10 protein-coding genes are annotated in these 14,668 nt (G+C 42.9%); all 10 read left to right on the top strand.

Going from position 1 to position 14,668, the window contains the following annotated elements:
- Positions 1–9: 9 nt before the first annotated feature.
- The 10 genes from recJ (at position 10) to I6N90_RS04710 (ending at position 14,337) form a co-directional block, all read left to right on the top strand.
- Positions 10–2,025 (top strand): single-stranded-DNA-specific exonuclease RecJ, encoded by a 2,016-nt coding sequence (gene recJ / locus I6N90_RS04755; RefSeq protein ID WP_197934318.1) that lies wholly within the window; start codon positions 10–12, stop codon positions 2,023–2,025.
- Positions 2,026–2,063: 38 nt separating this feature from the next.
- Positions 2,064–2,594 (top strand): adenine phosphoribosyltransferase, encoded by a 531-nt coding sequence (locus I6N90_RS04750; RefSeq protein WP_197934317.1) that lies wholly within the window; start codon positions 2,064–2,066, stop codon positions 2,592–2,594.
- 214 nt (positions 2,595–2,808) lie between these two features.
- Entirely contained in the window at positions 2,809–4,986 is a 2,178-nt protein-coding gene (locus I6N90_RS04745; protein WP_197934316.1) for a RelA/SpoT family protein, read from the top strand.
- A 14-nt stretch (positions 4,987–5,000) separates the two neighbouring features.
- A complete protein-coding gene (dtd, locus tag I6N90_RS04740; RefSeq protein WP_197934315.1) occupies positions 5,001–5,444 on the top strand; it encodes a D-aminoacyl-tRNA deacylase in 444 nt (147 codons plus the stop codon).
- Positions 5,445–5,525: 81 nt separating this feature from the next.
- Complete coding sequence (locus I6N90_RS04735) at positions 5,526–5,693, top strand: hypothetical protein (RefSeq protein ID WP_197934314.1); 168 nt, start codon at positions 5,526–5,528, stop codon at positions 5,691–5,693.
- A gap of 617 nt (positions 5,694–6,310) precedes the next feature.
- A complete protein-coding gene (hisS, locus tag I6N90_RS04730; protein ID WP_197934313.1) occupies positions 6,311–7,558 on the top strand; it encodes a histidine--tRNA ligase in 1,248 nt (415 codons plus the stop codon).
- A 55-nt stretch (positions 7,559–7,613) separates the two neighbouring features.
- A complete protein-coding gene (gene aspS / locus I6N90_RS04725) occupies positions 7,614–9,434 on the top strand; it encodes an aspartate--tRNA ligase (protein ID WP_197934816.1) in 1,821 nt (606 codons plus the stop codon).
- Positions 9,435–9,463: 29 nt separating this feature from the next.
- A complete protein-coding gene (locus tag I6N90_RS04720; RefSeq protein WP_197934312.1) occupies positions 9,464–10,225 on the top strand; it encodes a tRNA threonylcarbamoyladenosine dehydratase in 762 nt (253 codons plus the stop codon).
- Between the two features lie 235 nt (positions 10,226–10,460).
- Complete coding sequence (locus tag I6N90_RS04715) at positions 10,461–11,726, top strand: fibronectin type III domain-containing protein (protein ID WP_197934311.1); 1,266 nt, start codon at positions 10,461–10,463, stop codon at positions 11,724–11,726.
- Between the two features lie 340 nt (positions 11,727–12,066).
- A complete protein-coding gene (locus I6N90_RS04710; RefSeq protein ID WP_197934310.1) occupies positions 12,067–14,337 on the top strand; it encodes a 5'-nucleotidase C-terminal domain-containing protein in 2,271 nt (756 codons plus the stop codon).
- Positions 14,338–14,668 lie beyond the last annotated feature (331 nt).

The following is a 14,668-nucleotide window of genomic DNA, read 5'->3' as shown; positions in this document are numbered from 1 at the left end:
GTTGACCTGATGATCCATAGAAAAACACGTTGGGATGTTGCTCCGTGGGCTGACCCGGAAGAACGAGATGCCAGTCGATTGAGCGAGGAAATAGGGTTGCCACCTTTAGTTGCAAAGTTGCTCGTGCAAAGAGGCTTTAGAGAGCAAAGCAGCGCTCGTCAGTTTCTGTATGGCGGTGAAGAGCATCTGCATGATCCTTATTTATTGCATGGGATGAAGGTCGCTGTTAAGCGGTTTCAATCAGCAATTGAAAATGGTGAAAAGGTGCGTATTTATGGCGATTACGATGCTGATGGCGTATCAAGTACTTCATTGCTCGTCCACGTGTTTCGTGAAATGAAATTGGACTTCGATTATTACATTCCACATCGCGCGATTGAAGGATATGGGCTAAATAACGATGCAATTACTAAAGCAGCGGATGCAGGCGTTAAGCTACTTGTAACAGTTGATACTGGAATAAGCGCTTACACGCAAGTGGAATATGCCAATTCATTAGGAATAGATGTTATAGTAACCGATCATCATGAACCTCCCGAAGTACTCCCAAATGCTTGTGCAATCATTAATCCCAAACAAGCGCATTGCAATTATCCTTTTAAAGGACTTGCAGGGGTAGGAGTAGCGTTCAAGCTGGCTAGTGCACTGCTTGATCGACCTCCTCTGGAGTTTACGGATATCGTTAGCCTTGGTACAATTGCTGATTTAATGCCACTCGCTGATGAAAATCGCATTTTGGTTCGATATGGGCTAGATAGGATTCGAAGCGATGCAAGCATTGGATTTCGAGCTTTGGCTGAAGTTACGGGGATTGAATTAGAGTCGATAACGTCATCTAGCATTGCTTTTGGCATGGGACCACGCGTGAATGCCGCTGGTAGACTAGATCATGCTAGACGGGCTGTAGAGATGCTGACAACTCCTGATTATGATGTTGCCATTCTTGAAGCTATAGGTCTCGACAATCTCAACAAAGAACGACAGAGAATTGTGGAAACGATTGTACAGGAAGCGGAAGAACGATGGCAGGCGAAACTGCAAATTGCAGCAACATCAGGCAATGATAGCCCCGCAGTCATTTTATTAGGTGCTGAGGGATGGAATGTTGGCGTTATCGGTATTGTCGCATCGAAACTACTAGAGCGTCATTATAAACCAGTTATTATTTTTGGTATTGATGAAAAAACAGGTAAATGCAAAGGTTCTGCTCGTTCAATTGAAGGATTTGATCTTCACGCTGCATTGACGAGATGCGAAGATTTACTCGATCATTACGGTGGCCATCAAGCGGCGGCTGGTATGACTCTTCATCGTGATCATCTAGAGCAGTTGGAGGCGCGTATGTCTCAGCTAGCACTAGAATGGTTAAGTGACGACGACTGGATTCCAAGATCGGCCATTGATATTCAGTGTAGCTTGGAAGATGCAAGTCTTGAGACGATTACACAACTTTCACTTCTCGAACCGTTCGGAATTGGCAATCGTTCGCCAAGATTTCTATTTGAAGGTATGGAACTAGCTGATAAGCGTGCGATTGGTAAGGAAGCTAAACATCTCAAACTTGCGCTCGGTAGCGGGAGGAAACTTCTGGATGTCATTGCCTTCGGTAAAGGGGAGCTCGCAGCAACGCTTCATAAAGGATGTGCAATTGACATTGTTGGCGAACTTTCGATTAATGAATGGAATGGCGCCAAAAAGCCGCAATTGATGTTGCATGATCTTCATTATGAGCCTGCGCCGCTTCCTATATTTCCAAGTCGTGAACAGTTTGGGAGTGTGTATCAGCAGCTACGTAGAATAGGTCAAGCTCCACTGCTTGGCTTATCCGAAAGACTAGCGCAGCAAATCGGCTTGACGGCAGATGCTGTTCGGCTTATGCTTGACGTATTCGAAGAGTTGAAGTTTATCGAAATAACGGGTAGTAACTTCCAGGCAGTTCCTTCACCGGAAAAGCGTGAATTGACATCTTCGAAACATTATTGCACAGCCAAGGAGCGAACAGATCGCTTCAATGTGCTCCATTAACAAGATTATTTTGTACGTAAAGAAAGGGTTGACCAATCGTGTCCAAAGTCACATACAATTTCAAAGATTACATTCGCGTTATACCGGATTTCCCACAGCCAGGTATTCGCTTCAAAGATATTACGACCTTGTTAAAGGACGGTCCGGCGTATCGTGCTGTTATTGAAGAGATGAGAGCTGCTGTAGAACATCTAAAAATTGATGTTATTGCAGGTCCAGAAGCTCGTGGCTTCGTAGTAGGTGCTCCGCTTGCGATTGCATTAGGAGTAGGTTTTGCTCCAATTCGTAAGAGTGGTAAGCTTCCAGGCGAAACGATTACTGCAAGTTATGCTTTGGAGTATGGCAATGATCAACTTGCTATGCACAAAGATGCGATTAGCCCAGGCCAGCGTGTTTTGATCGCTGATGATCTGCTTGCTACTGGCGGAACAATTGCTACTTCCATCGATTTGATTCGCCAACTTGGCGGAGAAGTAGTAGGCGCAGCATTTCTAATTGAGCTTGGATATTTGAATGGCCGTGAGAAATTAGACGGTATTGAAGTGTCCTCGATTATGACATACGAATAGAGATAACTGCTCTTAAAATGACTAAACAAGAGCCGCCAATTGTTATTACGTCTATCGACGTGATAAAGCTGGCGGCTTATTTTTTTTGATGGAAGTTGACGGGGCGGCGTTGTTAAAGGCATAATATTAGAAAACTCGGAATTTGACTGAACGGAAATCCGTTGTATAAAAGAAAAGATGGCGTTAACCGTTTACGCTTGGAAAGGGTCGTTTCATGGGCATAGAGCAGTTACTTGAGAAGGCATCCGTCTATATGAAAGAGCAGGACCTCATACGCATCAAGGAAGCCTATGATTTCGCAGAGCAAGCCCATCACGGACAAGTGCGGAAATCGGGAGAGCCTTATATTTTGCATCCGGTAACGGTTGCTGACATATTGGTGGATATGGGTATGGACGTGCTGTCGATAATTGCAGCGCTTCTTCATGATGTTGTTGAAGATACGACAGTAGATTTAGGAACCGTCCGTGCGAAATTTGGTGAAACTTGTGCAATGCTGGTTGATGGATTGACCAAGCTTGAGAAAATTAGGTTTCAATCTAAAGAAGAACAACAGAATGAAAATTATCGCAAAATGTTTGTAGCTATGGCGCAAGATATTCGCGTTATTCTTATTAAGCTCGCGGACCGTTTGCACAATATGCGCACGCTAAAATACCAATCAGAGGAATCACAGCGGCGTATTGCTTATGAGACATTAGAAATTTTCTGTCCGATCGCTCATCGGCTTGGTATTTCGGCTATTAAGTGGGAGATGGAGGATATCGCGCTTCGGTACCTCAATCCACAACAGTATTACCGAATTGCCAATTTGATGAAGAAAAAGCGCGCGGAGCGGGAGCAGTTCATTGAAGATGTTATTTTACGCATTCGCGAGAAGCTGGACGAAATGGGCATCGAAGGCGACATATCCGGCAGACCGAAACATTTATATAGTATTTACAAAAAGATGACAGCCCGTAACAAGCAGTTTAATGAAATCTATGACCTGCTTGCTATTCGAATTATCGTTGACAATATTAAAGACTGTTATGCGACATTAGGCATTATTCATACGCTTTGGAAGCCGATGCCTGGCAGATTCAAAGATTATGTAGCTATGCCGAAGGCGAATATGTATCAGTCTCTCCATACGACCGTTATTGGGCCTAAAGGCGAACCGACTGAAGTACAAATTCGAACGTGGGAAATGCATCGGACATCGGAATACGGAATAGCAGCGCATTGGGCTTACAAAGAAGGTATGGTTGTACCCGATGGCAACTTTGAAGATAAGATGTCTTGGTTTAGAGAAATATTGGAGCTTCAGAATGAAGCGCGTGATGCTTCCGAGTTTATGGAGTCGCTCAAAATGGACTTCTTCGCCGATTTAGTGTTCGTATTTACACCAAGTGGCGAAGTTATCGAATTGCCTGCTGGCTCTGTTCCGCTCGATTTTGCTTACCGGATTCATACTGAAGTAGGGAATCGGACAATTGGAGCGAAAGTGAACGGACGGATAGTACCGTTAGACCATAAACTTAAGACCGGTGATATTGTAGAAATTTTAACATCGAAACATTCGTATGGACCTAGCCAAGATTGGGTAAAGATTGCGCAGTCTTCACATGCTCGCAGTAAAATTCGTCAATGGTTTAAAAAAGAGAAGCGTGAAGAGAATGTGGCTAAAGGCCGCGATCTACTTGAGCGTGAGCTTAAACGACTTGGACTCGAGCCTTCCGCATGGTTGTCAGATGATAAGTTGCAAGAAGCCGCAGGAAAGTTTGCTTTTAACGATATTGAAGATATGATGTCTGCTATTGGTTTTGGTGGCATAACAGCTGCTCAAATCTGCACAAAGCTGACAGAAAGACTTCGCAAAGAAGCAGAAGAAGCAAATCTAATTGAGCTTAATGGTGAGAAGAAAGAAATTAAGACAGCTCATCGTAAAAATAGACCTAACCATGGTGTAACGGTTAAAGGTGTCGATAACTTGCTTGTTCGATTTGCTCGATGTTGTAACCCCGTACCTGGTGATGCTATCGTTGGTTATATTACACGCGGGCGCGGTGTTTCTGTCCATCGTATGGACTGCTTAAACATCCCATTCGGAATGGATGGCGAAGAAGCAGAACGTGTCATCGAAGTTGAGTGGGAAGAGTCGATTGAAGCGAATTATAGTGTGGACATTGAAATTACCGGTCATGATCGCAGAGGTCTCTTAAACGAAGTGTTGCAAGCTGTATCCGAGAGCAAAACGAATATATCTGCTGTTACTGGTCGGTCTGTTAAGACGAAGATGGCGCTTATTCATATGACGGTGCTCATTCGCAATATCGATCATCTATCTGCGGTTGTAGAGAAGATTAAGCGGGTACAGGATGTTTATTCCGTTCAGCGCATTATGCAATAAAGGAGAGTTACACGTTGAAGGTTGTTGTGCAGAGAAGCAAAGGTGCCAAAGTAACTGTCGAAGGAAATGTGACAGGAGAGATAGAATCCGGTTTAGTTCTCCTAGTCGGGATTACGCATGAAGACACGATGTCGGATGTACGCTGGATGGCAGATAAAATTGCTGGGCTTAGAATTTTTGAGGATGAATCCGAAAAGATGAATTTGTCCGTTCTTGATGTTGGTGGTGCGGTATTGTCCATATCCCAATTCACTCTTTACGGCGATTGCCGAAAGGGAAGAAGACCTAATTTCATGGCAGCAGCAAGGCCAGAGCAAGCAGAGGTGCTGTATGACGCCTTCAACAAAACGCTTCAAGAACTTGGACTTCAGGTTGAGACGGGTAAGTTTGGTGCAATGATGGACGTACAGCTTACGAATGATGGGCCGGTTACGATCATTTTGGAGAGCGGTGCTTAAGATATCGACTGCTGGTAACAATAAGGATAAGCCGTAAGGAGAAATCATATTGCGGCAACACTTGTTGGAGGAATGCCAGCTATGCATCAATCTAGGAAAGAACAAGGATTAGAACGTTCAGCAAAAATATTGCTCAATCCCGATCTTAGAGAAGCTCGTTTAATAGCTGAGATCGATTCGAATATGGAAGTGGCAGAGGAATGGGATGGCAGACCATTGCCTTCAAGGCGTGCAGGATTCGGGGAGTAGAATGTCCTGATGACCGCTTTCCTTCTTTGTCATAAAAACGCTTTCTAATTTGTAATATATCTGTAACGAATCTCTAACGTTCCCTTAACATCACTAACCTATAATAAATCTCGACCCCCTTTTTAAAAATATACTTTATTTTGGACCTGCAACGTGTGTGCAGGTTTTTTTCTGTCTTCAGGGTGGTTTGGGAACCAAAAGACAAATTTCGTCACCGCAATTCTTGACTTTCGTTCAATCGCCAAGTAAAATTAACAATCAGTATAATTAAATAGTGATTCTTTGACGGGATAAAGTAATTTAACACGTGATACGCAGAGAGGGATGCCAATTGGCTGCAAGCATCCTTATACCGGTTGAATGAAAGACCTCCCCGAGAACAGACGGCGAAAGGCAAGACGTCTTTACAGGCGAACTTACTTAATAGCTGGGCTGCGAATAACGGACGTTACCCGTTTTGAAGCGAGTGTTCATGCTAAATGTAACATTTGGAATGTGGGTGGTACCACGGGAGATATACTCTCGTCCCTACGGCGATGCCGTTAGGAGCGGGAGTTTTTTTGTTTTCAAAAATAGGGTGACATTTATTTAACGTAATTATGTGAGGAGGGAATACAATGAAATTTCAAAAATCGCCTGGAACGCAGGACATTTTACCAGGAACAGTTGAGAAATGGCAGTACGTGGAGGGAATAGCACGCGATATTTGCAGACGATTTAACTTCCGCGAAATTCGTACACCTTTATTCGAATCAACAGATCTATTTAAGCGTGGTGTTGGAGAAACAACGGATATCGTTGAGAAAGAGATGTACACATTCATTGATCGTGGTGATCGGAGTTTAACATTACGTCCTGAAGGTACAGCAGGTGTTGTTCGTTCCTATGTAGAGAACAAATTGTTTGGTGATCCAGAAATAAGCAAGCTTAGTTATATCGGGCCTATGTTCCGGTATGAGCGTGCACAAGCTGGACGTTACCGTCAGTTCCACCAATTTGGTGTTGAAGCGATTGGCTCTGTCGAGCCAGCATTAGATGCAGAGGTTATTGCTCTTGGATACACTTTCTTTACAGAGATAGGTCTAAAGGGAGTACAGGTTGAAATTAACTCTGTTGGAACACCTGCTGTAAGAGCTGCTTTTAGAGAGAAACTACTGTCATTCCTAGATCCTAAGCGTTCATTGCTTTGTAAGGACTGCCAATCGCGTATTGACCGCAATCCGCTTCGTGTTCTCGATTGTAAAGTTGATCAAGCACATTTCACTGATGCACCATCCATTTTGGATAGCCTTGATGAAGAGTGCAGCATCCATTTCGAGAAAGTGAAACAAAGCTTAACGGATATGGACATTCCATTCACGATCAATCACCGTCTTGTTCGCGGATTGGATTACTATACTCACACAGCGTTTGAATACAAAGCTGAAGGTATAGGTGCTATTGATACGATAGGCGGCGGTGGTAGATACAACGGTTTAGTTTCCGATATCGGTGGACCTGAACAACCTGGTGTTGGGCTTGGACTTGGGCTTGAGCGTGCGGTATTGTTACTTGAACACCAGCAGACTGAGCTACCGAATCTAAATGAAATTGATGTATACATTGTTGCGCTTGGTGAAGCAGCTGATCGTGAGGCAACTAAGCTAGTACACCAGCTTAGACGACAAGGGGTTAGAGCAGAACGTGATTATCAAGGCCGGAAGATGAAGGCACAGCTTAAGTCTGCCGATCGTCTTGGCGCACGTTTTACAGCTATCTTGGGCGATGATGAAATTGCTCGTGGTGAAATAGCGCTTAAAGATATGGCAAAAGGTGAGCAACGCATGGTCGCTCTTACCGCAATTGCCGAAGAACTTAAGGGATAAACACCACAGTTCTAGTCCATACAATTAACATACAAAGAGGAGAATAAACATGACGATGCTAAAAACGCATAACTGCGGAACGTTAACAAAAGCAGAAGTAGGACAAACAGTAACTTTGAACGGCTGGGTACAACGTCGTCGCGATTTGGGTGGCGTATTGTTTATTGACCTTCGCGACCGTACAGGAATTGTTCAAGTCGTATTTAACCCGGATTTTTCTGGCGATGCTCTGGCTGTCGCTGATCGTGCTCGTAATGAGTTTGTTCTTGCTGTTAAAGGTGAGGTTGTTGAGCGTGATGCAGCAACATTTAACGCAAACCTTGCTACTGGCCAAATCGAAATTCGTGTAACTGAAATTGAAGTACTGAATGCGGCTAAAACACCTCCTTTCCCTATTGAAGATGGCGTAGAGGTAGATGAGTCACTTCGTTTGAAATATCGTTATCTTGACCTGCGTCGTCCAGAAATGCAAAAGACATTGTTGCTTCGTTCGAAAGCAGCTAAAATATTCCGTGACTACCTAGATGGCGAAAACTTCATCGAAGTAGAAACACCAATTTTGACAAAAAGTACGCCAGAAGGCGCGCGTGACTATTTGGTACCAAGCCGTGTGCATGAAGGTGAGTTCTTCGCATTGCCGCAATCGCCGCAAATTTTCAAACAGTTGCTAATGGTAGGCGGACTTGAGCGTTATTATCAAATCGCACGTTGTTTCCGCGATGAAGATCTTCGTGCTGACCGTCAGCCTGAGTTCACACAAGTCGACATCGAAACTTCATTCCTCTCTCAAGATCAGTTGCTTGGTATGATGGAAGAATTGTCTGCTAAGTTGCTTCGTGAGACGATCAATGTTGAGATTGAGCTTCCATTCCAACGTATTACGTATGCAGATGCGATGAACAAATATGGTTCAGATAAACCAGATCTTCGTTTCGGTCTTGAAATTGAAGATATTACAGATATCGTTGCAAGCAGTGACGTGAAAGTGTTCGCAAGCGTTGCAGCTGGCGGTGGTGTTGTTAAAGCACTTAACGCTAAGGGCTGTGCGAGCTGGAGCCGTAAGGAACTAGACGATCTACAACCGTTTGCTGCTCGCTACGGTGGTAAAGGTCTTGCTTGGATTCAAGTGAAAGACGGCGAATGGCGCGGTCCAATCGTGAAATTCCTTAAGCCAGAAGAAATTGCTGCTCTTACAGAGCGTCTACAAGTTGAAGAAGGCGACTTGCTTACTTTCTCCGCTGACAAAGCAAAAGTAGTAGCAGATGTTCTTGGTAACTTGCGTTTGAAACTTGGTCGTGACCTTAAACTTATCGACGATTCCAAATTTAAATTCGCTTGGGTTGTTGACTTCCCACTACTAGGATGGGATGAAGATGCGAAACGTTATGTTGCAGAACATCATCCGTTCACTCGTCCGAATGAAGAGGATCTTCATTACTTCGATACAGATCCAGGTAAAATCCGTGCACAAGCTTATGACCTTGTATTGAACGGTTATGAAGTGGGCGGCGGCTCGATGCGTATTTACAAACGTGAAGTTCAAGAGCAAATGTTCCAAGCACTTGGTTTCACAAAAGAAGAAGCACAAGACAGATTCGGATTCTTGCTTGATGCATTCGAATACGGAACGCCACCACATGGTGGTATTGCATTCGGTTTCGACCGTCTAGTTATGTTGTTGACTGGCCGCACAAACCTAAGAGAAACAATTGCATTCCCTAAAACAGCGAGTGCAACTGATCTACTGTGCGACGCTCCATCTGAAGTTGAGCTTTCTCAACTTGAGCAGCTTCACATCCGTACAGTGCTTAAGCCTAAGCCAGTAGCAGCAACAACTGCTACAACAACTACAACAACTGAAGGCACAGACAAATAACGTTCCAGTTAAAAGGAGATAACATCCCTATGCTACACCAATTTTCACGAACGGAGCTGGCGATAGGTCCTGAGGGTCTAGAGTTGATGAAAAATAGTACGGTAGCTGTGCTTGGCATCGGCGGCGTTGGCTCGATTGCGGCAGAGGCGCTGGCAAGAACAGGCGTTGGTCGCATCATTTTGATCGACAAAGATGTTGTGGATATTACGAACATTAACCGCCAAATTATGGCGTTAACGACTACGGTAGGTCAGCCTAAAGCTGACCTGATGCGTGATCGTATTAAGCTGATCAATCCAGAATGTGATGTCATCTCTTTGCGTATGTTCTATACGGAAGAAACGTATGAGCAGCTGTTTGCATATGAGCTTGATTATGTTGTAGATGCATCGGATACGATCATTTATAAAATTCATCTCATCAAACAATGTTTGGAGCGGGGCATTCCGGTTATATCTAGCATGGGTGCTGCTAACAAGATGGATCCATCTAGATTCAAGGTTGCTGACATTTCCAAGACTCATACGGATCCGATCGCACGCGTCGTACGGACGAAGCTGCGCAAGGATGGTATTAAGAAAGGCGTTAAGGTTGTCTTCTCTGACGAGGAGCCTATGAAGCCGCGTGAGGACGTTACACAACGTATCGTACCTGACAATGCGCCTGAGATTCGGAAAGCGCAGCAACCTCCTGCAAGTAATGCATTCGTTCCACCTGTAGCTGGGCTCATCATGGTAAGTGTAGTGGTGAAGGATCTGCTAGCTATCGGTGAAGCAAAGGCACAAGGGTAAAATAATGATGAAAGACGTTGCCGCAGTTAATTAACTGCGGGTAGCGTCTTTTTTACGTTCAGATCGGGTGATAGTATCACATCTACAACCTTCAATTTTATTATGTAAACGGTTTCATTAAAAGTCTGTAATTGTTGTATATAATTGGTTATGATTAGCGTGTTATCCAGTGGAAGGAGAGGATTAATAAGCTAGTCTATTTCGTTTATTCAAAAAAGATTGGGAGGGCTAACAAATGAAAAAGTTTCTATCGTCTTTATTAGTGTTCACATTTTTATTGGCATTATTTAATACTGCTAATACAATAAGTGCATATCCAGGAGGACTACTGCAAGGGAAAACGATTAATGGAGGGTCAAACGCCAATCAGGTTAATTCTACTCATACGCAGTGGACAGATGGAAATGAAGGTACATCTTATTTACTAGACTCTAGTGCACGTAGAATGGGTTGGTATGCTTTTTCGCAACTAGTAACAATAAATAGTATAAAACTAAGATCAGATGATAATTTAGAAATTATATTTTATGATCAATCAAACACCCCAATTTTTACACACAACTATATTCGGGCTACTACTGGTTTTTTGACGGTTACAATCGATTTAACAACTCCAGTAAGCAATGTTGCGAAAGTATCTTTTAGAAATAGTCGAACATCAGGAAACATGACGCTTATTGAGTTTGATGTGTTTGGTCATTTAACACCTGATACGACGGCTCCCGGTGTACCTACTGGTTTGCAGGGCATCCCAGGTAACGCCGAGGCCGATCTAAATTGGACGGCGAACACTGCGCCTGACTTGGCTAGCTACAAAATATACAAGGATAATGTATATGTTGCTACTGTTACGGCACCAGCAATAACATATAAAGCTACTGGGCTTACTAATGGCGTAGCCCACGCGTTCACGGTTACGGCAGTTGATGGAAGCGGCAATGAATCAGCGAAGAGCAGTGTGGTTCAAGTTACACCGCAAGCACCTGATACGAGCGCTCCTGCTATTCCTGCTGGTTTGCAGGGCATCCCCGGTAACACCGAGGCTGATCTAAATTGGACGGCGAACACGGAGTCTGATTTAGCAAGCTACAAAATATATCAAGACAATGTATATGTTGCAACTGTTACTGCAGCAACATACAAAGTTGCTGGGCTAACTAATGGCGTAGCATACTCTTTTAAGGTAACAGCAGTTGACGTTAATGGTAATGAGTCAGCGAAGAGCAGTGAGGTTCAAGTTATACCGCAAGTACCTTACGTCGGACGCGGCATTTTGACAATTACGTTGATCAACGGACTGGAGAAGGAATACGATTTATCCATGACAGACATCAATAACTTTATTCAGTGGTATGACTTAAAAGCTTCAGGTACTGGATCAGAGTCGTACAAGTTTGTGAAGACGTGGAATAAAGGTCCATTTAAATCACGTGCGGAATATGTGCTGTTCAATAAAATTTTAACATTTGAAATCGATGAGTATGACGTAGTAACTCCATAATCAATATCACTCTTAAAAGCGTAAGCAGGAATGCTCTCTGTAGTCTCAGGGGGTATTTCGGCTTGTCTATGTGACATTTTACAGCTAAGCGCTAGGGGTTAACAAAAATAATATTGAATCGATAACATGTTATCACATTGAAAATAGTAGACGTATAGGGAAATATTGTGATGTTTATTAATAAACAATTTAATTTTCACTATGTCCAAATGACTTCTTATATTATAGAATGAGTAAGTTGCTACTAGTGATAGGGTAAAAATGGTAGACTCCCTACTGAAGACAACCCGTATAATGATATTTTGTTTACGGAAATTCAACACATCGAAGGAGAGTCATAATGAAAGCTAAGAAAACAGTAAGTGTGGTCATTGCAGCTTTAATGTTTTTTGGAAGCGTTGTCACGTACGTCCCTGCACCAGTAAAAGCGGCAGAAGCCGTAAGTACGGAAACTCAGATTTCAATTTTAGGTACATCGGACATTCATGGGCGATTTATGCCGTGGGACTATGCACTAGACGGTGCTAATCCGAGCGGGAGCTTAACGCAATTATTTACAATTGTCAAAAAAGTGCGTGAAGAAAACCCGAATACGATTTTACTTGATGCAGGTGATATGATTCAAGGAAACTCAGCTGAGTTGTTTAATGACCAGCCGAAGTCTCCGATGATGGTTGCTATGAATGAAATGAATTATGATGCTTGGGTAATGGGCAATCATGAGTTCAATTTTGGACTAGATGTGTTCAAGAAGGTTACTTCTCAATATAAAGGCCAAATGCTAGCAGGAAATATTTATAAAGACAATGGTGATCGCTTTTTACCTGCCTATACGATTATTGAAAAAGCGGGCATAAAGGTTGGTATTATCGGGATGGATACTCCGATGACGACTGAATTTGAAAAGGGTACCGATCACTTGGATGGTCTCGTATTCAAAAATCCTGTTGAAGAAACGAAAAAAGCGATCAAAGAATTAGAAGGTAAAGTAGATGTAATGGTTGGCCTTATGCATATGGGACTTGAAAATGAAAACGGTATTCCAGGTACTGGCGTAGCTGATATTGCTAATGCGAACCCGGAGCTTGCAGCTATCTTTGCAGGTCATATGCATAAACTTATAAAAGGTGAAACGGTGAACGGAGTTTTAATTGTTGAACCAGACAAATACGGAACTCATATTTCTCGTATCGATCTTACATTTACAAAACAAGGCGATAAAGTAGTGCTGAAAGATAAGAAAGCTGCGGCAATGCCAGTTAAAGGGGCAGACGGCACAACTGAACTATCAGATCCGAATTTAGAATCGACATTGCAGCCGTACCACGAATTTGCAAGAGCAGATGCTAACATCGAGGTTGCTCAGCTTAAAGGAACGAATCTAGTTCCTAAAAACGAAATTGACGGTATTCCTGCTGTGCAAACTCAGGAAACTCCTCTATCCGATTTTTTCCATGAAGTTATGCTGTATTACAGTAAAGCTGATGTAGTGGCGCATCAAATTGACAACGATAAGGCTAAACTCGACATAGGTCCTATTAAGAAAAAAGATATTGCTTATAACTATCAATTCGCTCTCGGTGAAGTTACCGTATACGAAGTGACGGGTAAAGATTTAAAAGATTATATGGAATGGGCAGCGGGTTACTTTAACTCTACAAGACCAGGAGATGTAACGGTGAGTTTCGATAAAACACGCCGTGCGTCCAAATACAGCACAAATGATTTCTTTGGTAATGTCAAATATGAAATTGATTTAACGAAGCCTTACGGTGACCGAATTACGAACTTGCGTAAACTAGATGGAACATCTATTAAGACGGAAGATACGATCAAGCTGGGTATGAACGCATACCGTATGGACGCTCTTATAGCAAAAGGAGGAGCACTTGAAGGTCGGAAATTCGAGCAACTATGGTCCTCTAAAGATGCAAGCGCATTTGGCGAAATGGATGGAACGATTCGTAATCGCGCGATCGCTTATTTGAAAGATGTGAAAAAAGGTGTATACGAGCCTGACATTCAAAATAACTGGAAAGTGATTGGTGTGGACACAACTTCGCCAGCTCGTAAAGATGTAGTTGAACTTATCAATTCAGGGATTTTGGAAATTCCTAAAACGGAAGATGGCAAATTTACGAATGTAGCTTCTATTAACATTTTGGATGCCGTCACTAAGGAAGAAATTGCACAGTTGTCTGAAAAAGCGAAAGTGAAGCAAGAGTTGTTTGCTCACGTTAAAACAAAGGGTGAGTTCTACCAAAAACTGAATGCGGCTATAAAGGCGGCAAAAGAACCAAAACCAGAACCAAAGCCAGAGCCAAAACCAAAGCCAGAGCCAAAACCAAAACCGGAGCCAAAGCCGGAAATGAAGCCAGAGACAAAACCCGAAACGAAACCAGAAGTAAAACCGGTCGTGAAGAAGCAAGCAAAAGTAACGGCGTATTTCTTGAACGTTCGTGCTGAAGCTTCCTCAAAAGCGAAAATATATACAGCTGTGCCGAAAGGTACTGTTTTTGAAGTGTTAGGTACTGAGCACGGTTGGGTGAAGGTTGCTTATAAAGGATCTGTTGCCTACGTCTATGGGGAATATGTAGATATGCTGAAGTAACATACGTTAACGAACTCAGAAACGCTTATTTCATTAAAATGTAACGTTTTTGTCTTATAACGAACTCCAGAGCCGTTATTTGGCTAAAAGAAGTCCAGTAGTTACTGTAATGAAGCAATAACGGTATGTGTGTTCGTTAGAACAATTAAAGTCCGTTTTATTGCACAACAGGCATTGTAGGATTCGTTAGAGTAGTTACGTTTTATTAGAATGCAACCCGTGAGATGGACGCTTTGACAAAAGCATCCTCCCTTGCGGGTTATTTTATTTTAATAGCACTTTGCATATGCGATAACTACGTCAATCGTTACATTTTCAAATGGTTTACTGA

The organism is Paenibacillus sp. GSMTC-2017, from assembly GCF_016019935.1.
Taxonomy (GTDB): domain Bacteria; phylum Bacillota; class Bacilli; order Paenibacillales; family Paenibacillaceae; genus Pristimantibacillus.
Note: the sequence above shows the minus strand (reverse complement) of the source record. Positions and strands in the feature narration are given on the sequence as shown.

Bases quoted from the DNA above. Each gene is read 5' to 3' on its own strand.
- I6N90_RS04710 (WP_197934310.1), top strand. From the start codon at position 12,067: ATGAAAGCTAAGAAAACAGTAAGTGTGGTCATTGCAGCTTTAATGTTT.
- aspS (WP_197934816.1), top strand. From the start codon at position 7,614: ATGCTAAAAACGCATAACTGCGGAACGTTAACAAAAGCAGAAGTAGGA.
- I6N90_RS04720 (WP_197934312.1), top strand. From the start codon at position 9,464: ATGCTACACCAATTTTCACGAACGGAGCTGGCGATAGGTCCTGAGGGT.
- I6N90_RS04715 (WP_197934311.1), top strand. From the start codon at position 10,461: ATGAAAAAGTTTCTATCGTCTTTATTAGTGTTCACATTTTTATTGGCA.
- hisS (WP_197934313.1), top strand. From the start codon at position 6,311: ATGAAATTTCAAAAATCGCCTGGAACGCAGGACATTTTACCAGGAACA.
- I6N90_RS04745 (WP_197934316.1), top strand. From the start codon at position 2,809: ATGGGCATAGAGCAGTTACTTGAGAAGGCATCCGTCTATATGAAAGAG.
- I6N90_RS04735 (WP_197934314.1), top strand. From the start codon at position 5,526: ATGCATCAATCTAGGAAAGAACAAGGATTAGAACGTTCAGCAAAAATA.
- recJ (WP_197934318.1), top strand. From the start codon at position 10: ATGATCCATAGAAAAACACGTTGGGATGTTGCTCCGTGGGCTGACCCG.